The organism is Nonomuraea sp. IBHARD001 (assembly GCF_056106265.1).
On sequence record NZ_JBWBBW010000002.1, the window covers coordinates 938,756 to 964,535 of the forward strand.

Sequence of the window (25,780 nt, forward strand, 5' to 3'; positions counted from 1 at the left end):
GGACTCATGGACGAGCAGAAGTCGCTGCTGAACAGGGCTCTTCCCGGGCTGCTGATCGCCGGTTCGCTGGGCGGCGTGGCCGCCATCATGGCGGGGATGCTGACCTACCTCACGCCTGCGGACGACGGCACGGGCCCGGTGCCCGGTGTGCCCGGCTCCGGGGAGACCGTCGGCGTGCAGAACGCCGCCGCGGGTGCGTTCGTGCTGCCGCCCACGGTCGGGCCCGGCGGGCCGAACGTGCCGCTCACCCCGGCACGCGCGGACGCGCCGCCGCCCGCGCCCGCCGTCGGCGCCGCGGCCGTGCCGCCGATCGCGAAGGCCACCAAGAACGGCAAGAAGGCCAAGCCGGTCCGCATCCGCATTCCCAAGATCGGTGTCAACGCCTCGCTGGGCTCGCTGGGCGTGGACATCACCGGCGAGATCGACACGCCGTCGATGAGCAAGCCGAAGCTCGCCGGTTGGTACCGCTGGAGCCCCGTTCCGGGCGAGGCCGGTCCCGCGGTCATCCTCGGTCATGTGAACACCCCGAACGGACCCGCTGTGTTCAACCGGCTGCGCGACGTGGCGAAGGGCGACCAGATCTACGTCTCGCGTTCGGACGGCAAGGTGACGAGATTCACGGTCAGCGGGATCGAGCAGGTCAGCAAGAGCGCGTTCCCCTCCGCGAGGGTCTACGGCAATACGAAGGGCTCTGAGCTCAGGCTCGTGACCTGCGGCGGGGTGTACTCCAACGGCACTCACAGCTATTCCGACAATGTGATCGTCTACGCGACGCTGACGAAGCGGAAGGGCTGATCGCACCACGGCGGTTCGTACCGGTTTCCGGGTTTGTAAGCGGTTCACGGGAGTAGTTCATAGGATCTCTACCTAACCGTGACCACAAACTGGAATCCTGGTACGCCTGTCGAACCGGTCAAACTGCGCTGAAACGGAGAAAAACAGTGCTGAAGTCCAAGGCGAAGCGCCGCCTCGCCCTTAAGACCTCTGCCCTGGCCGTGGTTGGTGCAGGCCTTTTCGGCATCATTCCGGCCGTAGCCGCACTCGCCGCCCCTGTCGACGTCGTCTACAACTGCATCCCGGAAGGCGGCACGACCCCCCTGGCCGTGCCGTTCCAGATGGAACTGGTGACGCCTGCGGCCCGCCCGAGCCCGAGCTCCACCGTCACCGTGTCGTGGCGGATCGCCCAGCCGATCAACACCGCGAGCCAGCTCAGGGCCACCGTCGCGGTCAGCCCGAGCCTCGCCGTCTACCTCGACGCGACCGTCAGCCCGAGCGGATCGCCGGTGCCGACCGCCGAACTGCCCGTGTCGGCCACGTACACGCCGAGCGTCGGGTTCTCCTCCGGCGCGCCGCTGCCGCTGGGCACCCTGCCCATCGTGGTGACGCCCACGGCCAGCGGAACCGTCGCGCTCAAGGGCGGTGTGTTCAGCGTGGACGTCGAAGGCCACGACTACACCTGCACACCCGCGACCTCGGGCCCCTCGGTCCAGTTCGTCGTCGGCACGGGAAGCGCCTCGCCCACCGCGAGCAGCAGCACCACCACCAGCCCGACCACGTCGCCCACGGCCACGGCCACCACGCCCAAGCCCACCAGGACCATCACCCACTTCGTCACCGAGGACCCGGTCGGCGGCGACGGCGACGGTGGCGTCGACAAGACGCCCGGTGGTGGCGCCGAGACCGGCGGCGGCGGCATGCTGGGACCCGACGGGCGTGTGTTCATCCTGACCGGCACCGCGCTCGTGCTCGCGGCCGGGGTCGGCGGACTGTTCCTGCGCCGCCGCACCGCCAGAGGCTGATCGGATCAGGCGATGAGCGGACCGTATCCGTACGGCGGGTCCTACCCGCCGCAGGAGCCGTATGACGACAGGCGCGGCAGGGTGCTGCGCTCGACGCTGATCCTCGCCGCCGTGGCCGGGGTCGCGGCAGTGATCATCGGCGTGCTGGTGATGATGGGCTCGCCCGCCGAGTACGGCCTCGTCGACGACGGGCGTGAGGCGCTCTCACTGGGCAAGCAGCCGGAGGGCGAGCCGGCCAAGCCGCAGCAGGTGCTGTTCGAGGCGCCGCCCGAGGCCCCGCCGCCGCTGCCCGCGCTCGTCGCCGCGCCGCCGATGATGCCGAGCAACCCGACCCGCATCGTCATCAAGCGCCTGGGCATCGACGCCCCCGTCACCACGGTCGGCCTGGACAAGGGCAACAGGATCCAGACCCCCGAGATCGCCAACACCAACCTCGTCGGCTGGTACCGCTTCGGCCGGACGCCAGGCGAGTCCGGACCCGCCGTGATGCTCGGCCACAAGGACACCCAGACCAAGCCCGCGGTCTTCAGCCGGGTCGGCGAGATCGTCAACGGCGACACCGTCGAGGTGCACCGCAGGGACGGTACCGTGGCCGTCTTCACCGTCGGCGGCGTCGAGCAGGCCGACAAACTGGCCTTCCCGACCGAGCGGGTGTACGGCCCGCAGACCAATCCGCAGCTGCACATCATCACGTGCGGCGGCGTCTACAACCGTTCGACAGGGCACTACACCGACAACATCATCGTGTACGCCACGATGACTGGCTCCTACAGGCGCTGACACCCCCAGGAGGGCGCATGGGCTGGCTTTCGAACCGCAGACTGCGCAACGGCCCGACCGTTGTCCTGACCGCCAAGCCCAGAGCGGCCGATCTTCTCGCCGTGCTGGAGGCGGCCGACCCCGCGGCCAAGCTCGACGGCGACGACGTACGGCTGGCCTGCGTCCGCGTGCACGCGCCCGTCGAGGCGCCGGACGGCATCGAGGGCTGGGCCTGCCGGGTCTCGTCTGAGGGGCCGCTGCCGTTCGACTACTTCGACAGGAGTCTGGCCGAAGGGCTGGCCTGGCGGCTCGGCGGGCAGGTGCTGTGCCAGGGCGTGCTCGGGGATCCGGCCGACGACCTGGTGCGATGGCCCCGGGTGTACGTGCCGGGGCCGGTCGAGGAGGAGCCCGCCGGGGCCGAAGGCTTCACCCTGACCGTACTGCCGTGCCGCACGGCGCCTCCGGCGGCGGCCGAGCTGCTGGTGCCTGCGGGGGAGCTGGCGCTCATCCTGATCGAACCGGGCACCACCGAGGCTCCCGAGCCCGAGGCCATCCCGGAGGCCGAGGCCACATCGGAAACCGAGGCCACATCGGAAACCGAGGCCACATCCGAAGCCGAGGCCGCCCCGGAAGACGCAGCCGCCCCGGAAGCCGACGCGACCCCCGAGCCGGAGGCCGAAGCGCCCGAGCCCGTGTCCGCCTCCTCGGAGGACGACGACGCGCCCGCCGAGGAGGTGGACGACGAGGCCCGCCTCCTCGCGGCAGGCGCACTGGCGCTGGCGCTGGCCGAGGCGCTGCAGGGAGTGGCGATCGACGCGTTCGGCTACCAGTTCGACGCCCCGAAGGACCTGCTGCCCCACGAGCATCCCGCCGAGGCGCTCTCAGCGCAGAACTAGCCGCCTGCCGAGCTCGCTCAGCTCGGCCTCACGCAGCACCCGCCCGTCGCCACCGGGCAGCGGCACGTGCAGCGCACGCCGCCACGGCAGGGGAATCGCGTCGATCCCGTAGACGGCTCCCGCGAGCCCCCCTGTCACGGCGGCGACGGTGTCGGTGTCGCCGCCCAGGTCGACCGCGGCCCGCAGGGCGTCGTGGAAGGTCGAGGTGGTCCGCACGGCCCACACGGCCGAGCCGAGGCACGGCCAGACCGCACCGTTGACCTCGGTGGCGTCGTGCGGATGCCACCCGGCGTCGAGCACGACGGCGTAGCGGCCGAGATGCTCGGGCGCGACCACACCGAGCACTCCGGGCAGCGCGGCGACGGGATCGTCACCGGCCATCGCGACCCTGACCAGCTCGTGGAAGATCACCGTGCCCTCCCACGCGGCGGGATCGCCGTGCGTGAGCGCCGAGATCCGCCGTGCGGCCTCCGCACTGGCCTGGCGGCCCGCCGATGCGAAGTACACGGCGGAAGGCGCGGCCCGCATGAGCGCGCCGTTGCCCGCGGCCCTGGGATGGGACTCGAAGTGCCTGGCGGCGGCCAGGTTCCACGGCTCCCCGTTGCCGAGCACGTCGGCGGTCTGCAGCCCGATGTCCTTGGGCGAGTCGCCCGCCCATTGGCGGAACCGCTCGAAGACGTCGGGCAGGTCGAGGCCGCCGCTCTCCAGCAGGGACTCGGCCAGGTGCACGGCCATCTGCGTGTCGTCCGTCGCCTCGCCCGGCTCCCAGCCGCCTCCGCCGCACATCTGCTCGGCGCTCGGTCCGGTGCCGGGGAAGCGCGCACTGTAGGCGCCTGCGGGCCCGAACTCGAACGGCGCCCCGAGCGCGTCGCCGACGGCCGAGCCGACGACGGCTCCCATGCCTCGCACTAAGTGGTCCATCGCCGCAGCCTATCCAGCGCGGCCCCCGGCGATCACCTCGGCGAGCCTGGCGAAGCTGCCGTCGCCGTACCCGGCGTCGATCCCGGCGGAGGCCAGGCGGTGGGCGGCGCCCAGCACGCTCGTGTCGAGGCCGCGCCCGTCGGCGACGTGCACGATGTGCTTCATCGAGGCCGTGGCCGAGGCGAGCGTGGAGTCGTCGCCCGGGTAGTCGCCCTCGTCGAGCTGCTCGGCGAAGGCCTCGATGACGCCGGGCAGCAGGGCGCCGATGCCCTTGGCGTAGGGGGCGAGGTCGCGGGCGGCGATGCCTTCGGCCTTGGCCAGGGCGAAGGCGTGGACCAGGCCGCTCATCGAGGTCCAGAACAGGTCGAGCAGGGCGATGTCGTAGCCTGCGGCCCTTCCCGGCTCGGCGCCGAGGTGGGTCTGGGTGCCGCCGAGCGCGGCCAGCGTCTTCTCGTGCTCGGCGAACACCTGCTCGGACCCGCTGTAGAGCACCACCGAGCCGGGTCCGCCGACGACGTCGACCGGCACCATCACCGCGCCGTCGAGGTAGGCCGCGCCCGCCCGCCCGGCCCACGCGGCCGTCGTGCGGGCCCGTGCGGGGGAGTCGGCCGTGAGGTTGACCAGGGTACGGCCCCGCAGCTCGCCCTCGACCGGGTCGAGCACGGCATGCACGGCGTCGTAGTCGAGCACGCACACCACGACGAGCGGGGCGGCCCGCACGGCTTCGGCGGCGCTCGGCGCGAGGACGGCTCCCCGGGCGAGGAGGTCATCGGCCTTGCCCGCCGTACGGTTCCAGACGGTCGTGGGGTGGCCCGCGCGCAGGAAGGCGGCGGCGACGGCGCGGCCCATGGGGCCGAGGCCGAGGACGGTGACGGGGGAATGGGTCATCGGGCGTATTCCGTTCTGGTGATCAGGTGGACGGGAGTGGAAGGGGCGACGGTGGCGCAGGAGAGGCAGGTCTGCGGGGTCGGCACGGCCGTGGGCGTGATCGAGGGCAAGTGGAAGACGTACATCCTTTGGGTGCTTGAGGAGGGCCCGAGCCGGTTCGGCGCCACGCGGCGGCTGATCCCGGGCATCAGTGAGAAGGTGCTGGCCCAGCAGTTGCGTGAGCTGGAGGCCGACGGCATCGTGCGCCGGGAGGTGTTCGACGAGGTCCCGCCGAAGGTGGAGTACTCCCTGACGGCCGAGGGTGAGCGTCTGCTGCACGCGTTGCGGCTGCTCGACGCGTGGGGGCTCGAACATCTGGAGCGGAGGTCGGGGGCGGTGGGAAGGCCGAGCGCGCTGGTCTCAGCCTCGCCGACGGCCTCCGGCTGAACAAGTACGCACTTGAAGGTGCGTGGTTACCTTCGTCTCAGCCACAGCCACGGACGAAGGTTCTGTTGTAATCTCTCACTGACCCGAACATTGCTCGGTTTGGCGCGGCCCGTTACCCAGGAGGCACTGTGGCAGAGGCGTACATCGTCGGGGCGGTCCGTACCCCGGTCGGCAAGAAGAAGGGCGGCCTGTCCGCCGTCCACCCCACGGATCTGGCCGCGCACACGCTCAAGGAGCTCGTGGCGCGCACCGGTGTCGACCCGGCCGCGGTCGAGGACGTCATCATGGGCTGCGTCATGCAGTTCGGCCCGCAGAGCATGGACATCGCACGCAACGCCTGGCTGTCGGCGGGCCTGCCGGAAAGCGTCGCGGGCGTCACCATCGACAGGCAGTGCGGCTCCTCCCAGCAGTCGATCCACTTCGCGGCCCAGGGCGTGCTGTCGGGCACCCAGGACCTCGTCGTTGCGGCGGGCGTGGAGTCGATGAGCATCGTCCCCATGGGCTCGTCGATCACCGCGGCCCTGGAGAAGGGCATGCCGTTCCCGTTCGGCGAAGGCTGGGTGGACAGGTACGGCAAGCAGGAGATCTCGCAGTTCCGCGGCGCCGAGCTGATGGTCGACAAGTGGGGCCTGACCCGCGAGGAGCTCGACCGCTACGCCCTGGAGAGCCACCAGCGCGCGGCCAAGGCCATCGCCAACGGCTACTTCAAGGACCAGATCGCCCCGCTCGGCGGAGTGGAGGACGACGAGGGCCCGAGAGCCGACTCCACCCTGGAGAAGCTGGCCTCGCTCAAGACGCTGCGCGAGGGCGGCAAGATCACCGCAGCGACGTCGTCGCAGATCTCCGACGGATCGGGCGCCCTGCTCATCGCCTCCGAGCAGGCGGTGCGCGAGCACGGCCTGACGCCGCGCGCCCGTGTCGTCACCCTCGCCCTGACCGGCGACGACCCCGTCTACATGCTGACCGCGCCGATCCCCGCCACCCGCAAGGCGCTGAAGAAGGCGGGCCTGTCGATCGACGACATCGACGTCACCGAGATCAACGAGGCGTTCGCCCCCGTGCCGATGGCCTGGACGCGGGAGCTCGGCGCCGACCCGGCGAAGGTGAACCCGAACGGCGGCGCGATCGCACTCGGTCACCCGCTGGGCGGCACCGGCGCCATCCTGATGACCAAGCTGCTGCACGAGCTGGAACGCACCGGCGGCCGATACGGCCTGCAGACGATGTGCGAGGGCGGCGGCCAGGCCAATGTCACGATCATCGAGCGGCTCTGACACGACCGCGAGGACACAGGCGAATCCCGCCCGGCCGATCGGCCGGGCGGGATTCGTTCTTACGCGGGGACTATCCGAGCCCGTTGATCGAGACGCTCGGCCGCCCGGCGATGCAGATGCTGCCGTCCCGGAGAATCGCCGAACCGCCGGAGACGTGGTCGAAGGTGTAGCTGTACTGGTTGAGGTTCGGCCAGGTCCTGGCCCACTGGTGCTGGGCGGACAGGAAGCCGCCGGCCCGCTGGTGTGAGGTGCCGTTGGCGTCGTTGAGCTGGACCGTCCAGTTGTACTGAACGGCGGGCGAGGACGCGACGGTGAAGCCTGAGGCGACCTCGACCTTGTTGGTGCCCGTCTGCCTGACGGAGATCCACGCGACGCCGCAGTTCCCGACGACCCTGTCGTAGTCGGAATTGGCCAGCGAGGCCGCGGCGCTGCTCAGAATGAGGCTCTTGGGCTTGTCGGAATTGGGGTCGATGGGCACCGACTGCTGGTCTCCATTGGGATAGGTGACAATCTTGTAGCCATTGGCCTTGGCAACGGCGGCATCAAAGGCCCCCAGGTTCAGGCCGCGCTCGGTTTTCTTTATCTCGGCAGGCGCGGGATCGGCAAAAGCGGCGGGAGAACTGAAAAGCACGCCTGTTACGGCGGCGGCTGCCAATACGGTCGTGGCCATGCTTCGCTTACGGGTCACGCGGGTGGTCCTTTCGCAACAAATGACGAAACAGATTTCTCGGTTGACGTCGCCTGCCCCCCGGATCAGGACGTGCGAACGGCGACCTTGATCACCAACGAGCCCAACGCTAGGGCGGTCGGGCAAGAGTTGACAAGAGGCAATTTTGCGTATCCGATCGAAGTCGAATGGGTAACAATCGCAGGTCAGTGCCCGCGAATTACCGTTCTCGTCACCATCGGTGATGGCATCGCGCCACAATTTGTTGCGTCCGACACGCCGGTCCCGGCGTTTTGTTCACCCTTTCAGGGCCGGATAGTCACGCAGTGTGCGACTTTTCGAGAAGTGCGCGCGTGTCCGATCTGTGATTAGGCTTGACGTATGAATGCAGACGTCTGGAGCCGTCCGCCGCACGGCATTCTGGGGTGTCCGGCGCCGATCCCGCAGTTCGTCGTCAGGTCCGACCGCGCGCTCGTCGCACTCCAGCACGTGGTCGCCTTCGCCGAAGGCTGCCTGCTCACCGTACGGCTGGCGGCTCGGCGCGGCGCGGCGGACGATCCGGACTGGGAGCCGCTGCTGCGCTCCGACCTGCGGGTGGAAGCCCGGCTTCGGGACGGCTCGCAGGTGTCCTTGGTCGGGACGGACGGCGAGTCCAGCGGCGACGATACGTTCTGCGACGGGTTCCGGCGGTTCTGGCTGTCGCCGTTGCCGCCGCCCGAGCCCTTCGAGGTCGTCCTCACCTGGCCGAGCATGGGGATCGCCGCCACCGCGGCCCCCCTCGACGGGCGTGTCGTCGTCGGCGCGGCCGTGCTGGCCGGGCCGTACTGGGAGTGAGACGGCGCGACGGCCTGTCCCCAGCGCGGTGGAAGCGGGGACAGGCCGTCGGCGTGGAGGTCAGCGACCCTTACTGGGGATGCGGCGGTGCGGCTGAACGGGCCGCTGCGGCATCCTGGGCAGCTTCCTCGGGAAAGGCGGCGGGTTGTCCTGGCCAGGTAGGTCGGCCGGCTTCTTCTTCCCGCCGCGCTTGGCGGTTGGGCGTACTCGCATGGAGGTCTCCTTGGTGTGACGGCGACGCGCAGGCTCAGCGGCCGCGTCGCGAAGGACGTCGGATGGGCTGGGCTGAGTGCCGGGCTGCGAACAGCCCCGGGGCATCACACGAAGAAACGCATGCCTCGACAGTAGGCCGGAGGCGCGAGGGCGGGCAACCGAATAAAAAGCCTCGGCCGCCCATCGCGGCGGGGATGCGCTGGGCGGCCGAGGCCGGGCCGGAGGAGGCGGCCCTGGGGAAAAGCTCTACTTGATGGAGCCGGCGGTCAGACCGCCGACCACCTTCCGCTCGATGAGCGCGAACAGGATGATGACCGGGATGGTGGCGATCACCGATCCGGCGAACAGGTTCTGCCAGTCGACCTGGTACTGACCGATGAAGGAGTTCAGCGCCACCGGTAGCGGCTGGTTGGCCTGCGTCGTGGTCAGCGTCAGCGCGACGACGAACTCGTTCCACGCCGCGATGAAGGTGAAGATCAGCGCGGTGATCACACCGGGCATGGCCAGCGGCAGCGTGATGCGGAACAGTGCGCCGAAACGCCCGTTGCCGTCGATGAACGCCGCCTCCTCCAGCTCACGCGGGATGGAGGAGAAGTAGGCGTTGAGGATCCACACCGCGAAGGCCAGGTTGAACCCGCCGTTGACCAGGATCAGCGACGTCACCGTGTCCACCAGGCCGAGCTGGTAGAACTCGCGGTAGATGCCGACCAGCATGGCGGTCGGCTGGAACATCTGGGTGATCAGCACCAGGATCATGAACGCCGTCTTGAACCTGAAGTTGTGCCGCGCGGTGTAGTAGGCGGCGGGCAGCGCCACCAGCAGCACCAGCACCGTCGAGCCACCCGCGACCTGCAGCGAGACCAGCAGGTTGTCGGCCAGACCGCCGGTCCAGAAGTCGGCGAAGTTCGACCATTCCCAGGACGAGGGGAACAGCGTGGCCTCACGCAGTGTCTCCTGCGGCCGCAGTGCGGTCAGCACCATGACCAGGTAGGGGAAGACGAAGATGAAGGCGATCACGTACGCGGCCGCCGCGATGATCGTGGTCTTCAGCCTGGGCATCGACCTCGGACGCCTGGGCGCCACGTGGGTGTGCCTGCGCCCGGCGGTCTGGGGTGCGGTCCTGACGGCCATCACGCCACCCCCTGCCTCTGCCTGCTGACCCGCAGGAAGATCGCGGTCAAGATGATCACCATGCCGAAGTTCACCACCGACATCGCGGCGGATTCGCCGATGTCGGAACCCTTGAGGATGTACATGAAGATGGTCGAGGTGGCCGTGGAGTAGCCGGGCTGCCCGTGTGTCATCGCCCAGATGATCGGGAAGCTGTTGAAGACGTTCATGATGTTGATCAGCGCCGCGACGGTCAGCGAGGGCCGCAGCAGCGGCAGCGTGATCGACCAGTACGTCCGCAGGGTGGAGGCGCCGTCCATCTTGGCCGCCTCGTAGACGTCGGCCGGGATGGTGGCCAGGCCCGCCAGCAGGGCGTAGGTGGTGAAAGGCACCGAGACGAACACCGCGACGAAGATCAGCCACGGCATCGCGGTCGCCCCGTCGCCCAGCCAGTCGGCGTCCGCGCCGCCCATGGCGTCGAGGTAGCCCAGCTTGAGCAGGAGCTGGTTGATCAGGCCGACCTCGGGGTCGAGCATCCACTTGAAGATGATCGCGGTCATCAGGACCGAGGCCGCCCACGGAGCGATGAGCGCCCAGCGCGCGACCTTGCGGCCGGGGAAGCGCTGGTTGAACAGCTGCGCCAGGGCCAGCGAGATCAGCACCGTCAGCACGACCACCGCGACGACCCAGATGAGGCTGCGCCACATGACGCCGGAGAAGTCGTTCTCGTTGAGCAGCTTCTCGTAGTTGCCCAGACCGTTGGACCCCTGGACCACGCCGAACCGGCTGATCTTGAGGAACGACGACCTGATCATCTCCACGACCGGCCACACCACGACGAAGGCGATCAGCACGACGGCGGGACCGACCCACACGAGGGGCTCAAGACTCCGCAAGCCCCCGGATTTGCGCTTCATAGCTATGTCCTTGTCCTCCCCAGTGGGTTCGGCAGGCGCCCGCCCCTTTGGAGGGCGCCTGCCGACCGTCGTCAGCTGGCCTCGGCGACCTTCTGGATGGCGCCGAGCACACCGGCCGGGTCGTCCTTGACGGCGCCGCCGATGGTCTGCTTGACCTGGGTGTTCACGTCGGACCACTTCGGGTCGGTGAACGGGTAGAACGAGGCGTTGGGCAGCTTCTCCAGGAAGGGCTTGAGCTTCTCGTCCGAGGACAGCTTCTCGGCACCGGAGTTGGTGACGGGAAGGAACTTGTAGGTGTCGAGGATCTTCTGCGAGGCCGAGCCCTTGTAGAAGTTGTCCATGAACGCCTTGATCTCGGCGGGGTGGTTGTTCTTGTTGAACGCCATGATCCAGTCCATGACGCCCAGCGTGGTGTCGAGCGGGCCGGTCTTGCCGGGGATCGCCGCGACGCCGTACTTGTCCTTGACGGCGCCGGCGTCGAAGCCGGGCATCGCCATGGGGCCGCCGTTGACCATGCCGACCTTGCCGGCGGCGAAGTCGGCCCAGACTTCCTTGCGGTTCTTGGTGCCCGGGTTCGGGCTGGTCAGACCGGCGTCGACGAGGCCCTTGATGTAGCCGAAGGTCTCGATGTTCTGCGGGGAGTTGATCGCCCACTTGCCGGAGGCGTCCTTGTAGCCGCCGCCGTTGCCGAGGAACCACAGGTACGACTCGGCCTGGGCCTCCTCGTTGCCGAGCGGCAGGCCGAACGGCTGCGAGACACCGGCCTTCTTGAGCTTCTCCGCGGCGGCCTTCAGCTCGTCCCAGGTCTTGGGCGCCTCGGCGATGCCGGCCTTGGTGAACAGCTCCTTGTTGTAGAACAGGGCACGCGCCGAGGAGATGAACGGCAGGCCGTACGCCGTGCCGTCGACCTTGCCGTAGTCGGCGAACTTCGTCATGAGGTCACTGGCCACGTCGGGCGAGACGATCTCGTCGACCTTGTGCAGCAGGCCGTCCTTGACGAAACCGGAGTAGTCGCCGGTCTGCAGGATGTCGGGCACCTGTCCGTTCTGGACCATGGTGGCGACCTGCTTGTCGATGTCGTTCCAGTTGATGACCTGAACGTCGACCTTGATGTTGGGGTTGGCCGCCTCGAACTCGGAGACGACGGACGCCCAGAACTTCTCGCCGCTGTTCTCGGCGGTGGGGCCGTCACCGTAGTCGGCGGCGACCAGCTTCAGCGTGACGGGGGCGGCCGCAGCCGTCTTGCCACCTTCGCCGGCAGGGGCGGGGTCGGAGCTGCCACAGCCCGCGAGCACCAGCGTGGCGGCGAGACCCAGTGCGGCTCCGCCCACAAGCTTCTTGTTCACCGTAGATACCGCCTTCGCGTCGGACGGGTGGCTGGTACGGACCAGCTGTCATGACCCCGCCCAGGGGATGGGGGCGCGCGAGCCGCGGCTCGTCGCTGTGGCGTCAGGTTAAGGCTCTGTTTACCGGCCGGTCTATACCGGTAAGTATCGGTTTGAAAACACTCGAAGCTCGGCGGTCTAGACCAGACGCCGCCGGACGTCGTCCCCGCCGGAAGGCGTCGCGATCCACGGCCCTTCGACCGAAGGATCGAGAATGCCCTCCTCCACGAAGGTGTAACGCCCTTCCATCACGTAATGCGCGAGCCGGGCGTCACGGGCGTCGGAGTTGTCCCACAACCTGGCCTGATGCGCCTCCACCCGGAGCCTGGCCTGATGACAGAAGGTGTCGGCCAGCTCGTACGGCCTGCGCCCGAACTCGGCCGCGTCCTCCTGGGCCCGTACACATGTCGCGGTCATCGCGAACAGTTCGGCGCCGATGTCGACCACCCGGCCGAGGAACAGCTGCTTGTGCTCCAGCTTCGCCCGCCAGCGTGACATCGCGTAGAAGGTGGACCTGGCCAGCTTGCGACTGGTCCGCTCCACGTACCGAAGATGCGGTGCGAGCGGCCCGAAGTCGCCGAACGAGCCGGGCAGGCTGCCCGCGCCCGCGACCAGCGTCGGCAGCCACCTGGCATAGAAGCCGCCCGCCCGGCGCAGCGCCTGGGCCCGCTCCTGCCTGCTCGCGTCGGGATCGATCAGCTCGCCCGCGACCGAGAGATGGGCGTCGACGGCCTCACGGGCGACGAGCAGATGCATGATCTCGGTGGAGCCCTCGAAGATCCGGTTGATCCGCAGGTCGCGCAGGATCTGCTCGGCGGGCACCCCGCGCTCGCCGCGCGCGGCCAGCGACCCGGCCGTCTCGTAGCCGCGCCCGCCCCTGATCTGGACCAGTTCGTCACCCACCCGCCAGGCCAGCTCCGAGGCGAACAGCTTGGCCAGCGCCGCCTCGATCCGGATGTCGACGGCGTCGTCGTCGGCCAGTCTGGCGAACAGGTCGGACACCGCCTCAAGGGCGTAGGCTCCGGCCGCGATGAAGGCCAGCTTGCCCGCGACCTCCTCGTGCTCGCCGATGCGGCGGCCCCACTGCACCCTGGCCCCGCACCACTCGCGTGCGCTCTTCAGCGCCCACTTGGCATTGCCCGCACAGGTGGCGGGAAGGGCGAGCCTGCCGGTGTTGAGCGTGGTCAGCGCGATCTTCAGGCCCTGGCCCTCACGGCCGATCAGCTGCCTGGCCGCGACTCTGACCTGGTTGAACTCCGTGACGCCGTTCTCGATCCCGCGCAGGCCCATGAAGGAGTTGCGGCGGGTGACGGTGATGCCGGGACTGTCGGCCTCCACCACGAAGGCGCTGATCCGCGTGCCGGTCCTGGCCATGACCACCAGCAGATCGGCCAGCACGCCGTTGGTCGTCCACAGCTTGACGCCGTCGAGCACGTAGTCGTCGCCGTCGCGCGTCGCGGTCAGGGCCAGCCTGGCCGGGTCGGACCCGACGTCCGGCTCGGTCAGCAGGAATGCCGAGATCTCCCCGCGCGCGCACCTGGGCAGGAACTCCCGCTTCTGCTCCTCGGTGCCGAACAGCCGCAGCGGTTGCGGCACGCCGATCGACTGATGGGCCGAGAGCATCGTGGCCAGGGCCGGGCAGTACGACCCCGTCAGCATGAGCGCACGGGCGTAGTGCAGGTGCGAGAGCCCGAGCCCGCCGTACTGGCGCTCGATCGTCATGCCGAAGGCGCCGAGCGCGGCCAGGCCCTTGACGACGTCGTCGGGGATCCTGGCGGTGCGCTCGATGGCCTGGGGGTCGACCTGGGCGTCGAGGAAGCGGCGCAGGGCGCGGACGAACTCCTCGCCCCTCGCGGCCGTCTCCGCCTCGGGCTTCGGCGCGGGATGCACCAGATCGAGGCGGAAGTCTCCCAGGAACAGCTGCTTTCCGAAGCTCGGCCGGGTCCACTCCTGCTCTCGGGACTGCTCGGCCAGCTCGCGTGCCTTGGCGTAATCGCTCATCGCGACCTCCATCGGGCGATTTCCCCGACGGTACGCCGCGACCGGCTACGAGGGAACGCGGGCGACGCAGAAGACCGTCTGGCCGAACGGCGGCCTGATGAACCGCTCGATCAGCCGGGTGGCGGGCACCACCGTGCGGTCGTAGATCTTCACCAGACGCGGGTCCGGATAGCCGACGCCGCCCCTGCGCACGGCCGCCCACCAGGCGATGCCGCCGAGGAAGTTGATGGGCTTGAGCACGTCGATGTCGAGCCCCGCCTTGCTGACCGTGCTGCGCAGGGTCTTGGGCGTGTAGCGCGTGACGTGGCCGACCTTGCGGTCGAAGTCCCCGTAGAGCTGCATGTAGCCGGGCACCCAGATGACGATCCTGCCACCCGGCTGGGTCACCCTGGCCAGCGAGCGCAGTGCCTCGACGTCCTCCTCGATGTGCTCGAGGACGTTCATCATGACGACGGTGTCGACCTTGTCCTCCAGCGGGATGTCGGTCGGCAGGCCGAACTGCAGGACGTCGATGTCGTCGCGGTCGGCGAAGCGCCTGCCGAGCTGCTCCACGCAGTAGGGGTCGAAGTCGCTGACCACCAGCCGGTCCAGGCGCGGCAGGAACTGCTCGGCGAAGTGCCCGAGCCCCGAGCCGATCTCCAGCATCGACCGGCCGACGTGCGGGGCGACCATGTCGAACTCGTACTGCCGATAGTTCTTGGCCTCGTCGCCACCCAGGTGGTTTTCCAGGGCCTCGTCACCGGCCGCCGGTTGCACTACACGGTCATAACCAGACATAAGTGCCGTTCCTCCATGGAAAAACCGCGGCGGGCGCGCCACGGTCACGGATTCAGAGAGTCTAGTGCGGGTCTGACGCGATGTACCCCTTACCGAAAAGGCCCAGGGTTAGCATCGAAAGCGCCTCTCCTTCCCCCACAGACTAGGCAGCCATGGCCCCTGCACACCTCCCCGGTGATCTGACCGGCTTCGTCGGAAGGCGAGCCGAGCTCAAGGAGGTCAGGCGTGTGCTGGCCGGAGCCAGGCTCGTCACGCTCACCGGGGTGGGCGGTGTGGGCAAGAGCCGCCTGGCCGCACAGGCCGCCCACGCCGTACGCAGGGACTTCCCCGACGGTGTGCACCACGTCGACCTGTCCGGCCTGACGGACGGCGACCTGCTGGCCTGCGCGTTCGCCCAGGCGCTCAGGCTCGACGACCGGACCGCGCGGCCGGGCGAGCACGTCCTGGTCGAACACCTCGCCGATCGCCGCCTGCTGCTCGTCGTCGACGGGGCCGAACACCTGGCGGGGCCGTGCGCCAGGCTGCTCGACGCCCTGCTGCGCGCCGCGCCCGGCCTCAAGGTGCTGGCCACCAGCAGGCGATCCACCGGCGTCACCGGCGAGCACGTGCTCACCGTGCCGCCGATGACGCTCTACGACGGCGTCACGCTGTTCGCCGAGCGCGCCGCCGCGGCCACCGGCGACTTCGTGCTCACCGCGCAGAGCAGGCACCGCATCGAACAGCTCTGCACCCGGCTCGACCTCATCCCGCTCGCCCTCGAACTGGCCGCCGTCCAGTTGCGCGGCCTGTCGGTCGAGGAGGTCGGCAAGCGCCTCGACGACAGGTTCAGACTGCTCGACCGGGGCAACAGGACGGCGCTCGGCCGACACCAGACGCTGCGCGCGGCCATCGGCTGGAGCTACGAGCTGTGCGACGCGGCCGAACGACTGCTGTGGACCAGGCTGAGCGTCTTCGCCGGGCGGTTCGGCCTGGAGGCGGCGCAGGAGATCTGCTCCGACGCGAGCCTGCCCGCACGCGACATCGCCGACGTGCTCGGCCGCCTCGCTGACCGATCGGTCGTGGTCAGGGAGGACGGCTCCCGCTACCGGATGCTCGACACCGTCAGGGACTACGGCGCCACCTGGCTGGACGACCCCGAGTCCGTACGGCTGCGCCGCCGCCACGCACGGCACTTCGTCGCACTCGCCGAGCAACTCGCCACCGACTGGTTCGGACCTGGCCAGGAGGCGCTCTACGCCCGGACCAGGGCCGAGCTCGACAACTTCAGGGCGGCGTTCGAGCACTGCCTCGGCTCGCCCGAAGACCTGGCCGACGGGCTCACGCTCGCCGCCTCGCTGAGCTTCTACTGGGCCGGGTGCGGCAATGTCGCCGAAGGCAGGCTCTGGCTCGGCAACGCGCTCGCGCTCAACCCGGCGCCCTCGCCCGAGCGCTGGCACGCGTTGTGGGCCGCCGGGCACACTCACCTGCTGGTCGGCGACCTCGCCCATGCGACGGGCCTGCTGGAGGAGTGCGCCGAGCACGGCGACGAGATCGCCTCGGCACGCGCGCTGCACAGGCTCGGCTGCGTCGCGCTGCTCGGCGGCGACCTGGAGCGGGCCGCAGCTCTGTTCCACGACTCCCAGGCGGCATACGAACGTCACGGCGTGCTCGACTGCGACGTGCTCATGGGCCGGGTCGAACTCGCCTTCACCCTGGCCCTGACCGGCGACGGGGCCGGGTGCGCCAAGCTGTGCGCCGAGGTCAGGGACGTGTGCGAGGAGCACGGCGTGTCCTGGGTGCTCGGCTACGTCGGCTACACCGAGGCCCACGCGGCCTGGCTGCGCGGCGACGTGGCCGCGGCGCGTGCGCTGAACGCACAGGCGTTGCGCGTCGGCCGCGCCTTCGGCGACCTGGTGGCCACCGCGCTGACCATGGAGCTCGCCGCGACGCTCGCCGCCTCCGCCAGGGACCACCTCATGGCCGCCGAACTCCAGGGAGCCGCCGCACGGCTGTGGCGTTCGGTCGGGCCCCAGCTGTTCGGCTCCGACACGCTGAAACGCGCCCACGCCGACGGCGTCGAACGCACCCTGCGGGCGCTCGGGTCGCGTGCGCACCAGTCGGCCGTGGCCAGGGGCGAGCGCCTCGACCTGGACGCCGCCGTCGCCCGTGCGCTCGGCGAGCGCGGCACGCCGGGCTCCAGCAGGTCGCTCAGCCCCCGGCAGGCGCAGGTCGCCGAGCTGATCGCCGAAGGGCTGTCCAACCGCGAGATCGCCGAACGGCTGGTCATCTCCAAGCGCACGGCCGACGCGCACGTCGAGCACATCCTGGCCAGACTGGGCTTCTCCGCGCGTGCGGAGGTCGCGGTCTGGATGAGCGAGCGGACGAGCGTGCCTTGAAGGGGCTTTCGCACCACCCGTCCCATGCGATGGAATCTGACACGCCGATGGACGACGACGAGGCGATCGCCCGCTCACTGACCGGTGACCTGGCGGCCTACGAGGTGCTGGTCACGCGCTACAGCGTGCTCGCCCACCGCACGGCCGCCATGCTCGGCGCGGGCGACGAGGCGGACGACGTGGTCCAGGAGGCGTTCGTCAAGGCGTTCAGGCACCTGTCCTCCTTCCGGCAGGGCTCGCCCTTCAGGCCGTGGCTGCTGCGTATCGTCGCCAACGAGACGCACAACCTGACCAGGTCGAGAGGACGCAGGGCCGAGCTCGCCCTCAAGGCCGGGCTGAACGCCGACCAGGCCGCACCCGACGATCCCGAGGGCAGCGCCGTGGCCACCGACAGGCGCGCACGCCTGCTCGCCGCCGTCCGCACCCTGCCCGAACGGGAACGCGAAACAGTGGTGTGCCGGTACTTTCTGCAGTTGTCCGAAGCGGAGACCGCCGAAGTGCTCGACCTGCCCGTCGGCACCGTCAAGTCCAGGACCCATCGCGGCCTGGCCAGGCTGAGGGAGGAGGTGGGACGTGACCTCGCATGACTCCTTCGACGACCTCGAAGCCGCCCTGCTCGGCCTCGGCCCGGACCTCGACCTCCCCGAGCCGCCGCCGCCCGCCGACGTGGCCGCCGCCGTACGGCTGCGCCTGAGCGAGCCCGAGCCCGAGCCGGCCGCCGTGCCCGTCCGGAGGCGACCGGCGCGATGGAAGATCGTCGTGGCCGTGCTGGCCGGAGTGGCGGCGGTCACGGCGGCCACGCCGCAGGGCCGCGCCGCCGTCGTGCAGATCCTGAGGTACGCGGGCATCGAACTGCGCATCGGCGACCCCGCGCCCGGCCCGGCCGTGCCCAGGACGATGCCCGGCGAGGAGATCGGCGACCTGGAGCAGGCCAGACGGCAGGCCGCCTTCCCGATCAGGCTGCCCACCGAGCTCGGCGAGCCCCGGGAGGTCAGGGTGGCCGACGGCGGCAGGGTCGTCACGCTGATGTGGCCGGGCGTCCGGATCGACCAGTTCGACGGCACGCTCGACGTGGTCTTCCGCAAGGACCTCGGACCGCCGTGGCCCGAGGAGGTCTTCGTCTCCGGCGTCAGGGCGTGGTGGATCTCCGGCAAGCACGGCCTGACGTACCTGCCGGGCGAAGGGCGTCCCCCGGTGCCGTTGCGCGTGGCCGGGCCCACGCTGGCCTGGAACGCGGGCGGCGTCGGCGTGCGCGTCGAAGGCGTGGCCGATCTGGCGCACGCCAGGCGGATCGCCTACTCGCTGCGCTGAGCCGCCGCCGGGTCGGGCGTGGTCAGCCACTCGTCGATGCCCTGCGCCAGCTCCTTGCGCACCGACTCGGGCGCGGACGACGAGCGCACCGACTGCCTGGCCAGCTCGGCGAGCTCGGCGTCGGAGAAGCCGTGCACATGCCTGGCCAGCTCGTACTGGGCCAGCAGGCGTTCGCCGAACAGCAGCGGGTCGTCGGCGCCGAGCGCGATCGGCACCCCGGCGTCGAACAGCCTGCGCAGCGGCACGTCCTGGGCGCGTTCGGTCACGCCGAGGCTGACGTTGGAGCTCGGGCAGACCTCGCAGCACACCTGACGGTCGGCCAGCCGTTCCATCAGCCTCGGCGACTCCGCCGCCCGCACGCCGTGCCCGACCCGGTCGGCGTCGAGGTCGTCGACGCACTCGGCCACGCTGTAGTGCCCGGTCAGCTCGCCGCCGTGCGGCACCGACAGCAGCCCGGCGCGCTTGGCGATGCGGAAGGCGCCGTCGAAGTCGCGCGCCCGGCCCCTGCGCTCGTCGTTGGACAGGCCGAACCCCACCACACCCTTGCCCGCGTACTGCGCGGCGAGCCTGGCCAGGGTCTTGGCGTCCAGCGGGTGGCGTGTCCTGTTGGCCGCGACCACGACCGCCACGCCGATCCCGGCCGAGGCGGAGGCCTGCTCGGCGGCGTCCAGCATCAGCTCAAGGGTCGCGGTCAGCCCGCCGAAACGCTGGGCGAACCCCGAGGGGTCCACCTGGATCTCCAGCCAGTGCGACCCCTCGGCCGCCTCGTCCTGCGCCGTCTCGCGCAGCAGCCGGTAGACGTGCCCCGGCTCGTGCAGCACCGACCTGGCCAGGTCGTAGAGGCGCTGGAACCTGAACCAGCCGCGCTCGTCGGTGGCCCGCAACGTCGGCGGCCACTCCTCGACCAGGGCGGGCGGGAGGTGGACCCCCTGCTCCACGGCGAGCTCGATCAGCGTCTCGTGCCGCATCGAGCCGGTGAAGTGCAGGTGCAGGTGGGCCTTGGGGAGCGTTTCGAGAGGTCGTGCCATTTCCCTATGTTGGCTTATCCGCACTCAACCTGACGCTGGCTTGACGCGTTGATGAAGGCGAAAGGGGACTTCGCAGATGACAGAAGATGACGACGCGGCCTTCGACGAGTTCCTGGCCGCCCGAAGCACCTCGCTGCTGCGCACGGCCGTGCTCGTCTGCGGAAGCGGCAGGCACGACGCCGAGGACCTGGTCCAGCACGCGCTGGAGAAGGTCTACAAGCACTGGCCGCGCATCCGGCACGACAACCCCGACGCCTACGCCAGGCGCACGGTGATCAACGCCGCGATCGGGGCCGCACGGCGGCGCAGGATCATCCAGGAGATCAGCTTCGCCAGGCCGCCCGAGGTCGAGGCGACGGGCCCCGACCTCGACCTGCGCGACGCCCTCATGAACGAGCTGCGCAGGCTGCCCGCCCGGATGCGAGCCGTCCTCGTCCTCAGGTACTGGGAGGACCGCTCGGAGATCGAGACCGCCGCGCTGATGGGTTCGTCCGTCGGCACGGTGAAGAGCCAGGCGGCGCGGGGGCTCGCCAGGATCCGCGAGCACATGAGTGTGATGGAAGGGGCACTGCGATGAAGACAGAGGACGCGCTGGCCGAGGCGATGGCCGCGCACGTGCAGGACATCCACGCGAGCCCGGGCCTCGGCTCGGCCGTACGCCGTGGCCGGCGCTCGCACCCGGCCAGGCTCCGTACGGCGGGCATCGTGCTGGCCACGGTCGCGGTCGCGGCGGCCGTGCCGATCTACCTGGCCTCGCGGCCGTCAGGCGGCGACCTGACGGCGAACGCTCCGGCGCAGGTGGTGGCCAGGACCACCGTCACCCTGCCCGACGTGACGGGCAAGGACATGCAGGAGGCGAGCGAGACGCTCGAGCGGCTCGGCCTGCGGGTGGAGGCCATCGGCACCGGCCAGGTGGCCAGCTCGGGGCCCGCCGCGGGCACGGAGGTCGAGCCCGGCTCGACCGTCCATCTGAAGGCCAGGCCCGACGATCCCATCACGATGCCCCAGGACCTCGGCGACCTCGGCGACGGCCGCAGGTTCGGCGGCATCCACCTGACCTACCTGCCCAAGGGCCTGGTCTGGGGGCAGTGGTCGGGCAAGAACGGCTTCGGCGTCACCAGCTACACCACCACGTTCGACAAGGAGGGCGCCAAGAAGGGCCACTACTCCATCCAGGTCGTGGTGCACGAGGGGGAGGCGGCCAGGACACTGGGCAGGCGCATCGACAAGGTGATCGGCCAGGGCGGGAAGGCCGTCGAGGTCGACGGGAGGCAGGGCTTCCTGGCCAACATCTCGGAAACGGGAGACGTCGCACCGGTCGCCGAGGACACCGAGCCCGAGGGCGGCACCAGGACCATCGCCTGGCTGCTGAACGACGGCCTGGGCGTCGAGATCGCGATGAGCCCGGACCGGGCCGAGGAGATCGGCAAGGGCGAGGCGGCGGCCGAACTCACCAGGATCGCGCAGGCCGTCCGGCTCCTGAAGTGACCCGGGCGCCCGGCCGTACTCCTGAGGCAGGGAGTACGGGCGGGCGTTCGTGGGCACCACCAGGTGTATGACACCAGGTGGGGAGGTGCGTGACAGGGGGCAGGGCTGGCGGGCCGTGCTCGCTCTGGCGGCGCTCGCCGTCACCGGGTTCGCCGTCTACACGATCTTCTCCTCGGGGTTCGGCCGGGTCGCCGCGCCGCCGCAGGGCGGTGTCGTCACGTCCATCACACCCGCGCTGTCCGCGCAGGGTGTGTCCTCGAGCCCGGTCCTCCCCTCGGCCGATGCCGTGGGGACGGTCGCGGTGATCGCCGACGACTTCTGGCTGACCTACCTGCCCGCCGGGCTGAGCCGCACGGGCGGGGGAGCCGTGGAGTCGGAGCCGGGCGTCGAAGGCGTGTGGGCCAGGTTCGGCGAGGGCGACAGGTTCGTCGAGGTGCAGATCGAACGCGGCCGGGTCGCCGACGACTGGGACACCTACCTCGCCTCGACCGGGCTGCTGCGCCGGAGCACGACCGCCATCAGGGACAGGCCCGCCGCCACGGGGACCCATCCCAGCGGCGGGCAGATGATCGTCTGGCTGGAGCGCAAGGGCACCGGCGCCTGGATCCGCGTCTCCGACTCCCTCGACACCGAACTCCTGCCGATCGCCGCCTCGGTGACGGCCCCGGCAGGGGACTGAAAAGGGCGCTACCGGGCCTCGGACAGCAGCTTGCCCAGCCGGCCGACGCCCTCGGCCAGGTCCTCGTCGCCCAGGGCGTAGGAGAGCCTGAAGTAGCCGGGCGTGCCGAACGCCTCACCCGGCACGACCGCCACCTCGGCCTCCTCCAGCAGCAGCTCGGCCAGCTCGCCCGAGGTCGCGGGCCTGCGCCCCCGAATCTCCTTGCCCAGCAGCGCCTTGACCGACGGATACACGTAGAAGGCGCCGAACGGCTCCGGGCACACCACGCCAGGCACCTCCCCGAGCATGCGGACCATCGTACGGCGCCGCCTGTCGAACGCCTCGCGCATCCGCTCCACCGCCGACAGATCGCCCGACACGGCCGCGAGCGCCGCCATCTGGGCCACGTTCGAGACGTTGGAGGTGGAGTGCGACTGCAGATTGGTCGCGGCCTTGACGACGTCCTTCGGGCCGATCAGCCAGCCCACCCGCCATCCGGTCATCGCGTAGGTCTTGGCCACGCCGTTGAGCACGACCACCCTGTCGCCGAGCTCGGGCACGGCCGTGGCGATGCTGGTGAACTCGGCGCCGCCGTACACGAGGTGCTCGTAGATCTCGTCGGTGACGACCCAGATGCCGTGCTCGGCGGCCCAGCGGCCGATGGCCTCGGTCTGCTCGCGGTCGTGGACGGCGCCCGTCGGGTTGGAGGGGGAGACGAACAGCAGGACCTTGGTGCGCTCGGTGCGGGCCGCCTCGAACTGCTCGACCGTCGCCAGGTAGCCCGTGCTCTCGTCGGTCACCACGTCGACCTGGACCCCGCCGGCCAGCTTGATCGCCTCGGGATAGGTCGTCCAGTACGGAGCCACGACGAGGACCTCGTCGCCGGGGTCGAGCAGCGTGGCGAAGGCGTGGTAGACGGCCTGCTTGCCGCCGTTGGTGACCAGCACCTGGGAGGCGTCGACGCGGTAGCCGGAGTCGCGCAGCGTCTTGTCGGCGATGGCCTGCCTGAGCTCGGGCAGGCCGCCCGCCGGTGTGTACTTGTGGTTGCGGGGATGGTTGGCCGCTTCGACGGCCGCGCGCACGATGTAGTCGGGCGTGGGGAAGTCGGGCTCGCCCGCGCCGAAACCGATGACCGGCCGGCCGGCCGCCTTCATCGCCTTGGCCTTGGCGTCGACGGCCAGCGTCGCGGACTCGGAGATGGCGGAAATGCGTGCGGAGACACGAGGTCGGGTCGACATGCCCACCATGCTCGCACAGCGCTTCTGACCTGGGCGATCGGTTCCGGTTCGACGTAGTGGTCATTCCTCCCGTACACTTTCGCCTGGTCCTGCCGCCATATTCCGCATGGCGGGTCGGTCCAGGCAGTGAGTCGGCCGATGTAGTGTGGTTGACGACATAGGGCACTAGCGCAATTGGTAGCGCACCGGTCTCCAAAACCGGCGGTTGGGGGTTCGAGTCCCTCGTGCCCTGCTGAGTGCGGTCCGCGCAGCAAGGCGTGTAAGCGCGCCGCAGAACTGCTCGGATACGACGGATTCAGGTGAGGACTGTGGCGATCGACACGCGCGGCGAGACCGCAGGCAAGCCGAGCGGCGAGAAGAAGAGTCGGACTTCTCCCGCCCTTTTCTATCGGCAGGTCGTCAATGAGCTGCGTAAGGTCATCTGGCCGACGCGCAAGGATCTCATCACCTATACCACGGTCGTTCTGGTATTCGTTCTGATCATGGTTGCGATCGTGGCGGGGTTTGACGCCCTGTTCACCGAGGGTGTGCTGCGGATCTTCGGCGGGGCCTGATCCTGTCGCCGTCGGCGCCGCCTGTCGGAGCCACCAGCTCGAATCGACGAAAGAGGAAATGTCACCGTGTCCGATTCAGTGTCCCCGGAAGAGTCCGGCCGACTCAGCGACGAGCGGGATGGCGAGGCCGTTGCCGAGCTCGACCAGTCCGCTGCCGAGGCTGACGACGCCGAGTCCGAGGAGACCGACGAGGTCGAGCTCGACGGCGACGACTCCGACGAGGACGACTCAGACGACTACTCCGACGACGACGAGGACGCGCAGGAGAGTGCCGCCCTCGTCGACGAGGACGGCGACGTGCTGCCCGACGTCGACCCGGTCGAGGAGTTCAAGCGCTCCCTGCGTGGCCAGCTCGGCGAGTGGTATGTGATCCACTCCTACGCCGGCTACGAGAACCGTGTGAAGTCCAACATCGAGAGCCGCAACGTGTCGCTCAACATGGAGGACTTCATCTTCCAGGTCGAGGTGCCGACGCACACGATCACCGAGTTCAAGAGCGGCAAGAAGGTCCCGGTCAAGGAGCGCGTGCTGCCCGGCTATGTGCTGGTGCGCATGGACCTCACCGACGAGTCGTGGGCCGCGGTCCGCAACACGCCCGGTGTGACCGGCTTCGTCGGCCTGTCCAACAAGCCGAGCCCGCTCAACCTCGACGAGGTCGCCAAGCTGCTCGCTCCCGAGCCCAGCGAGGAGAGCAAGAAGGCCGCGGCCAAGACGTCGTCCGGTCCCACGGTCGACTTCGAGATCGGCGAGTCCGTCACCGTCATGGACGGCCCCTTCGCCACGCTGCCCGCTACGGTCAGCGAGATCACGCCCGAGTCGCAGAAGCTCAAGGTGCTGGTCTCGATCTTCGGTCGCGAGACCCCGGTGGAGCTGTCGTTCAACCAGGTCTCAAAGATCTGACGGCTTCGCATAAACTAAGACGTTCGGTCGGCCGTCCCTCGCGAAGGGCGGCCTTCCGACATGTCCGCCCGCATCCGCGGGTGGGCGGCATCACCGATCAGGACCCGGAGAAGGACACATGCCTCCGAAGAAGAAGATCGCCGCACTGGTCAAGGTCCAGCTCCCCGCTGGCCAGGCCACGCCGGCTCCGCCCGTCGGTACCGCTCTCGGTCCCCACGGCGTCAACATCATGGACTTCGTCAAGCAGTACAACGCCGCGACGGAGGCCCAGCGGGGCAACATCATCCCCGTTGAGATCACCATCTACGAAGACCGCAGCTTCACCTTCATCACGAAGACGCCTCCGGCGCCTGAGCTGATCAAGAAGGCTCTGGGCCTCGACAAGGGCTCTGCGGTCCCGCACAAGGACAAGGTCGGCAAGCTGAGCCGCGAGCAGCTGCGCAGCATCGCCGAGACGAAGATGCCCGACCTCAACGCCAACGACATCGAGGCCGCCGAGAAGATCATCGCCGGCACCGCCCGGTCGATGGGCATCACCGTCGCCGAGTAAGACCTTTCCTGTTTGACCGTGGGAGGGCCGAGCGCTGGCCCAACACCACAGACTCCCTGAGGAGAAGCACGTGAAGCGCAGCAAGGCACATCGCGCAGCGTCGGCCCAGGTCGACCGCGACAAGCTCTACAGCCCGGCCGAGGCGGCGAAGCTGGCCAAGACCACCGCCGTCACCAAGTTCGACTCCACCGTGGAGGTCGCCCTCCGCCTCGGTGTCGACCCTCGCAAGGCCGACCAGATCGTGCGTGGCACGGTCAACCTCCCGCACGGCACCGGTAAGACCGCCCGGGTCCTGGTCTTCGCGACCGGCGACCGTGCCGAGGCGGCCCGCGAGGCGGGCGCCGACATCGTCGGCGCCGACGAGCTGATCGACGAGATCGCCAAGGGCAACCGGCTCAACGAGTTCGACGCCGTGGTCGCCACCCCCGACCTCATGGGCAAGGTCGGCCGTCTCGGCCGCGTCCTCGGCCCGCGTGGTCTCATGCCGAACCCCAAGACCGGCACCGTGACCCCCGACGTCGCCAAGGCCGTCACCGAGATCAAGGGCGGAAAGATCGAGTTCCGCACCGACCGTCAGGCCAACCTCCACTTCATCATCGGCAAGACGTCGTTCGACGAGCGTCAGCTCATCGAGAACTACGCCGCCGCCCTTGACGAGGTCCTGCGTCTCAAGCCGTCCGCGGCCAAGGGGCGCTACGTGAAGAAGGTCACCTTCTCCACGACGATGGGCCCCGGCGTTCCGGTCGACCCCAACGCCACCCGCGCGCTGACGGCCGAGCTCGACGCCTGATCACAGGCAGGTAGCCCGCCA

27 protein-coding genes and 1 tRNA gene are annotated in these 25,780 nt (G+C 69.7%); 18 read left to right on the plus strand and 10 right to left on the minus strand.

All coding sequences use genetic code 11. The features are described 5' to 3' along the window. Nucleotides 1–6 precede the first annotated feature (6 nt). The 4 genes from ACTWNK_RS06700 (at nucleotide 7) to ACTWNK_RS06715 (ending at nucleotide 3,454) form a co-directional block, all read left to right on the plus strand. Entirely contained in the window at nucleotides 7–795 is a 789-nt protein-coding gene (locus ACTWNK_RS06700) for a class F sortase (RefSeq protein ID WP_474302794.1), read from the plus strand. A gap of 146 nt (nucleotides 796–941) precedes the next feature. Next, a complete protein-coding gene (locus ACTWNK_RS06705) occupies nucleotides 942–1,799 on the plus strand; it encodes a hypothetical protein (protein ID WP_474302796.1) in 858 nt (285 codons plus the stop codon). A gap of 12 nt (nucleotides 1,800–1,811) precedes the next feature. After that, entirely contained in the window at nucleotides 1,812–2,579 is a 768-nt protein-coding gene (locus ACTWNK_RS06710) for a class F sortase (protein ID WP_474302798.1), read from the plus strand. 17 nt (nucleotides 2,580–2,596) lie between these two features. Then, nucleotides 2,597–3,454: a hypothetical protein gene (locus tag ACTWNK_RS06715; RefSeq protein WP_474302800.1), complete on the plus strand. Its 858-nt coding sequence runs from the start codon at nucleotides 2,597–2,599 to the stop codon at nucleotides 3,452–3,454. Here the strand turns inward: ACTWNK_RS06715 and ACTWNK_RS06720 are convergent. Both ACTWNK_RS06720 and ACTWNK_RS06725 read right to left on the minus strand, forming a co-directional pair. Next, nucleotides 3,440–4,375 carry an ADP-ribosylglycohydrolase family protein gene (locus ACTWNK_RS06720; RefSeq protein ID WP_474302802.1) on the minus strand — a complete coding sequence of 312 codons (936 nt, stop codon included), beginning with the start codon at nucleotides 4,373–4,375 and terminating at the stop codon, nucleotides 3,440–3,442. The two genes, ACTWNK_RS06715 and ACTWNK_RS06720, sit on opposite strands and share 15 nt — an antisense overlap. Before the next feature lie 9 nt (nucleotides 4,376–4,384). Further along, entirely contained in the window at nucleotides 4,385–5,263 is an 879-nt protein-coding gene (locus ACTWNK_RS06725) for an NAD(P)-dependent oxidoreductase (RefSeq protein WP_474302804.1), read from the minus strand. A gap of 51 nt (nucleotides 5,264–5,314) precedes the next feature. On the opposite strand from ACTWNK_RS06725, the gene ACTWNK_RS06730 reads away from it, so the two are divergent. Together ACTWNK_RS06730 and ACTWNK_RS06735 are read left to right on the plus strand one after the other, a co-directional pair. Beyond that, on the plus strand, nucleotides 5,315–5,689 hold the full coding sequence (locus ACTWNK_RS06730; protein WP_474302806.1) for a winged helix-turn-helix transcriptional regulator: 375 nt from the start codon (nucleotides 5,315–5,317) through the stop codon (nucleotides 5,687–5,689). A 128-nt stretch (nucleotides 5,690–5,817) separates the two neighbouring features. Further along, on the plus strand, nucleotides 5,818–6,963 hold the full coding sequence (locus ACTWNK_RS06735) for an acetyl-CoA C-acetyltransferase (RefSeq protein WP_474302808.1): 1,146 nt from the start codon (nucleotides 5,818–5,820) through the stop codon (nucleotides 6,961–6,963). 70 nt (nucleotides 6,964–7,033) lie between these two features. Here ACTWNK_RS06735 and ACTWNK_RS06740 read toward each other — a convergent pair whose 3' ends face one another. Continuing rightward, nucleotides 7,034–7,651, minus strand: a complete 618-nt coding sequence (locus ACTWNK_RS06740; protein WP_474302810.1) for a hypothetical protein — start codon at nucleotides 7,649–7,651, stop codon at nucleotides 7,034–7,036. A gap of 360 nt (nucleotides 7,652–8,011) precedes the next feature. Between ACTWNK_RS06740 and ACTWNK_RS06745 the strand changes: the two genes are divergently transcribed. Further along, a complete protein-coding gene (locus ACTWNK_RS06745) occupies nucleotides 8,012–8,464 on the plus strand; it encodes a hypothetical protein (protein WP_474302812.1) in 453 nt (150 codons plus the stop codon). Between the two features lie 459 nt (nucleotides 8,465–8,923). On the opposite strand, the gene ACTWNK_RS06750 is transcribed toward ACTWNK_RS06745, so the two are convergent. The 5 genes from ACTWNK_RS06750 to ACTWNK_RS06770 form a co-directional block, all read right to left on the minus strand. Continuing rightward, nucleotides 8,924–9,808 carry a carbohydrate ABC transporter permease gene (locus tag ACTWNK_RS06750; protein ID WP_474302814.1) on the minus strand — a complete coding sequence of 295 codons (885 nt, stop codon included), beginning with the start codon at nucleotides 9,806–9,808 and terminating at the stop codon, nucleotides 8,924–8,926. Beyond that, entirely contained in the window at nucleotides 9,808–10,662 is an 855-nt protein-coding gene (locus ACTWNK_RS06755) for a carbohydrate ABC transporter permease (RefSeq protein WP_474302816.1), read from the minus strand. Before ACTWNK_RS06755 ends, ACTWNK_RS06750 begins: the two co-directional genes overlap by 1 nt. A gap of 113 nt (nucleotides 10,663–10,775) precedes the next feature. After that, nucleotides 10,776–12,050, minus strand: coding sequence for an extracellular solute-binding protein (locus tag ACTWNK_RS06760; RefSeq protein ID WP_474302818.1), 1,275 nt, complete (start codon nucleotides 12,048–12,050; stop codon nucleotides 10,776–10,778). Nucleotides 12,051–12,227: 177 nt separating this feature from the next. Then, nucleotides 12,228–14,090 (minus strand): acyl-CoA dehydrogenase family protein, encoded by a 1,863-nt coding sequence (locus tag ACTWNK_RS06765; RefSeq protein WP_474302820.1) that lies wholly within the window; start codon nucleotides 14,088–14,090, stop codon nucleotides 12,228–12,230. 45 nt (nucleotides 14,091–14,135) lie between these two features. Next, the gene (locus ACTWNK_RS06770) at nucleotides 14,136–14,867 is read right to left on the minus strand and encodes a class I SAM-dependent methyltransferase (protein ID WP_474302822.1); all 732 of its coding nucleotides are present in this window, start codon (nucleotides 14,865–14,867) and stop codon (nucleotides 14,136–14,138) included. A gap of 152 nt (nucleotides 14,868–15,019) precedes the next feature. Between ACTWNK_RS06770 and ACTWNK_RS06775 the strand changes: the two genes are divergently transcribed. Genes ACTWNK_RS06775 through ACTWNK_RS06785 form a run of 3 tightly spaced genes read left to right on the plus strand, consistent with a single transcriptional unit; the run spans nucleotide 15,020 to nucleotide 18,553 of the window. Beyond that, the gene (locus ACTWNK_RS06775; RefSeq protein ID WP_474302824.1) at nucleotides 15,020–17,242 is read left to right on the plus strand and encodes an ATP-binding protein; all 2,223 of its coding nucleotides are present in this window, start codon (nucleotides 15,020–15,022) and stop codon (nucleotides 17,240–17,242) included. 29 nt (nucleotides 17,243–17,271) lie between these two features. Beyond that, nucleotides 17,272–17,829: an RNA polymerase sigma factor gene (locus ACTWNK_RS06780; RefSeq protein ID WP_474302826.1), complete on the plus strand. Its 558-nt coding sequence runs from the start codon at nucleotides 17,272–17,274 to the stop codon at nucleotides 17,827–17,829. Next, entirely contained in the window at nucleotides 17,816–18,553 is a 738-nt protein-coding gene (locus ACTWNK_RS06785; RefSeq protein WP_474302828.1) for a hypothetical protein, read from the plus strand. Before ACTWNK_RS06780 ends, ACTWNK_RS06785 begins: the two co-directional genes overlap by 14 nt. Here the strand turns inward: ACTWNK_RS06785 and ACTWNK_RS06790 are convergent. Further along, on the minus strand, nucleotides 18,538–19,581 hold the full coding sequence (locus ACTWNK_RS06790) for an adenosine deaminase (protein ID WP_474302830.1): 1,044 nt from the start codon (nucleotides 19,579–19,581) through the stop codon (nucleotides 18,538–18,540). The two genes, ACTWNK_RS06785 and ACTWNK_RS06790, sit on opposite strands and share 16 nt — an antisense overlap. 76 nt (nucleotides 19,582–19,657) lie before the next feature. On the opposite strand from ACTWNK_RS06790, the gene ACTWNK_RS06795 reads away from it, so the two are divergent. The 3 genes from ACTWNK_RS06795 (at nucleotide 19,658) to ACTWNK_RS06805 (ending at nucleotide 21,748) form a co-directional block, all read left to right on the plus strand. Beyond that, on the plus strand, nucleotides 19,658–20,158 hold the full coding sequence (locus ACTWNK_RS06795) for a SigE family RNA polymerase sigma factor (RefSeq protein WP_474302832.1): 501 nt from the start codon (nucleotides 19,658–19,660) through the stop codon (nucleotides 20,156–20,158). Continuing rightward, nucleotides 20,155–21,069, plus strand: a complete 915-nt coding sequence (locus ACTWNK_RS06800) for a PASTA domain-containing protein (RefSeq protein ID WP_474302834.1) — start codon at nucleotides 20,155–20,157, stop codon at nucleotides 21,067–21,069. The genes ACTWNK_RS06795 and ACTWNK_RS06800 overlap by 4 nt, the downstream gene beginning before the upstream one ends. A gap of 85 nt (nucleotides 21,070–21,154) precedes the next feature. Continuing rightward, on the plus strand, nucleotides 21,155–21,748 hold the full coding sequence (locus ACTWNK_RS06805) for a hypothetical protein (protein ID WP_474302836.1): 594 nt from the start codon (nucleotides 21,155–21,157) through the stop codon (nucleotides 21,746–21,748). An 8-nt stretch (nucleotides 21,749–21,756) separates the two neighbouring features. On the opposite strand, the gene ACTWNK_RS06810 is transcribed toward ACTWNK_RS06805, so the two are convergent. Continuing rightward, nucleotides 21,757–22,965, minus strand: coding sequence for a pyridoxal phosphate-dependent aminotransferase (locus tag ACTWNK_RS06810; RefSeq protein ID WP_474302838.1), 1,209 nt, complete (start codon nucleotides 22,963–22,965; stop codon nucleotides 21,757–21,759). Nucleotides 22,966–23,124: 159 nt separating this feature from the next. On the opposite strand from ACTWNK_RS06810, the gene ACTWNK_RS06815 reads away from it, so the two are divergent. From ACTWNK_RS06815 to rplA, 5 genes are all read left to right on the plus strand, one after another. After that, nucleotides 23,125–23,197, plus strand: a tRNA-Trp gene (locus ACTWNK_RS06815). A gap of 76 nt (nucleotides 23,198–23,273) precedes the next feature. Next, on the plus strand, nucleotides 23,274–23,519 hold the full coding sequence (secE, locus tag ACTWNK_RS06820) for a preprotein translocase subunit SecE (RefSeq protein ID WP_474302840.1): 246 nt from the start codon (nucleotides 23,274–23,276) through the stop codon (nucleotides 23,517–23,519). A 66-nt stretch (nucleotides 23,520–23,585) separates the two neighbouring features. Next, the gene (gene nusG / locus ACTWNK_RS06825) at nucleotides 23,586–24,419 is read left to right on the plus strand and encodes a transcription termination/antitermination protein NusG (RefSeq protein WP_474302842.1); all 834 of its coding nucleotides are present in this window, start codon (nucleotides 23,586–23,588) and stop codon (nucleotides 24,417–24,419) included. A gap of 118 nt (nucleotides 24,420–24,537) precedes the next feature. Then, nucleotides 24,538–24,969: a 50S ribosomal protein L11 gene (rplK, locus tag ACTWNK_RS06830; RefSeq protein ID WP_474302844.1), complete on the plus strand. Its 432-nt coding sequence runs from the start codon at nucleotides 24,538–24,540 to the stop codon at nucleotides 24,967–24,969. Between the two features lie 70 nt (nucleotides 24,970–25,039). Further along, nucleotides 25,040–25,759, plus strand: coding sequence for a 50S ribosomal protein L1 (rplA, locus tag ACTWNK_RS06835; RefSeq protein ID WP_474302846.1), 720 nt, complete (start codon nucleotides 25,040–25,042; stop codon nucleotides 25,757–25,759). Nucleotides 25,760–25,780: the final 21 nt, after the last annotated feature.

Coding starts and splice junctions, on each gene's coding strand:
- ACTWNK_RS06765 (WP_474302820.1), bottom strand. CDS start 14,090: ATGAGCGATTACGCCAAGGCACGCGAGCTGGCCGAGCAGTCCCGAGAG.
- ACTWNK_RS06770 (WP_474302822.1), bottom strand. CDS start 14,867: ATGTCTGGTTATGACCGTGTAGTGCAACCGGCGGCCGGTGACGAGGCC.
- ACTWNK_RS06795 (WP_474302832.1), top strand. CDS start 19,658: ATGACAGAAGATGACGACGCGGCCTTCGACGAGTTCCTGGCCGCCCGA.
- ACTWNK_RS06715 (WP_474302800.1), top strand. CDS start 2,597: ATGGGCTGGCTTTCGAACCGCAGACTGCGCAACGGCCCGACCGTTGTC.
- rplK (WP_474302844.1), top strand. CDS start 24,538: ATGCCTCCGAAGAAGAAGATCGCCGCACTGGTCAAGGTCCAGCTCCCC.
- ACTWNK_RS06700 (WP_474302794.1), top strand. CDS start 7: ATGGACGAGCAGAAGTCGCTGCTGAACAGGGCTCTTCCCGGGCTGCTG.
- ACTWNK_RS06810 (WP_474302838.1), bottom strand. CDS start 22,965: ATGTCGACCCGACCTCGTGTCTCCGCACGCATTTCCGCCATCTCCGAG.
- ACTWNK_RS06725 (WP_474302804.1), bottom strand. CDS start 5,263: ATGACCCATTCCCCCGTCACCGTCCTCGGCCTCGGCCCCATGGGCCGC.
- ACTWNK_RS06790 (WP_474302830.1), bottom strand. CDS start 19,581: ATGGCACGACCTCTCGAAACGCTCCCCAAGGCCCACCTGCACCTGCAC.
- ACTWNK_RS06800 (WP_474302834.1), top strand. CDS start 20,155: ATGAAGACAGAGGACGCGCTGGCCGAGGCGATGGCCGCGCACGTGCAG.
- ACTWNK_RS06780 (WP_474302826.1), top strand. CDS start 17,272: ATGGAATCTGACACGCCGATGGACGACGACGAGGCGATCGCCCGCTCA.
- ACTWNK_RS06750 (WP_474302814.1), bottom strand. CDS start 9,808: ATGGCCGTCAGGACCGCACCCCAGACCGCCGGGCGCAGGCACACCCAC.
- ACTWNK_RS06775 (WP_474302824.1), top strand. CDS start 15,020: ATGGCCCCTGCACACCTCCCCGGTGATCTGACCGGCTTCGTCGGAAGG.
- ACTWNK_RS06745 (WP_474302812.1), top strand. CDS start 8,012: ATGAATGCAGACGTCTGGAGCCGTCCGCCGCACGGCATTCTGGGGTGT.
- ACTWNK_RS06710 (WP_474302798.1), top strand. CDS start 1,812: ATGAGCGGACCGTATCCGTACGGCGGGTCCTACCCGCCGCAGGAGCCG.
- ACTWNK_RS06720 (WP_474302802.1), bottom strand. CDS start 4,375: ATGGACCACTTAGTGCGAGGCATGGGAGCCGTCGTCGGCTCGGCCGTC.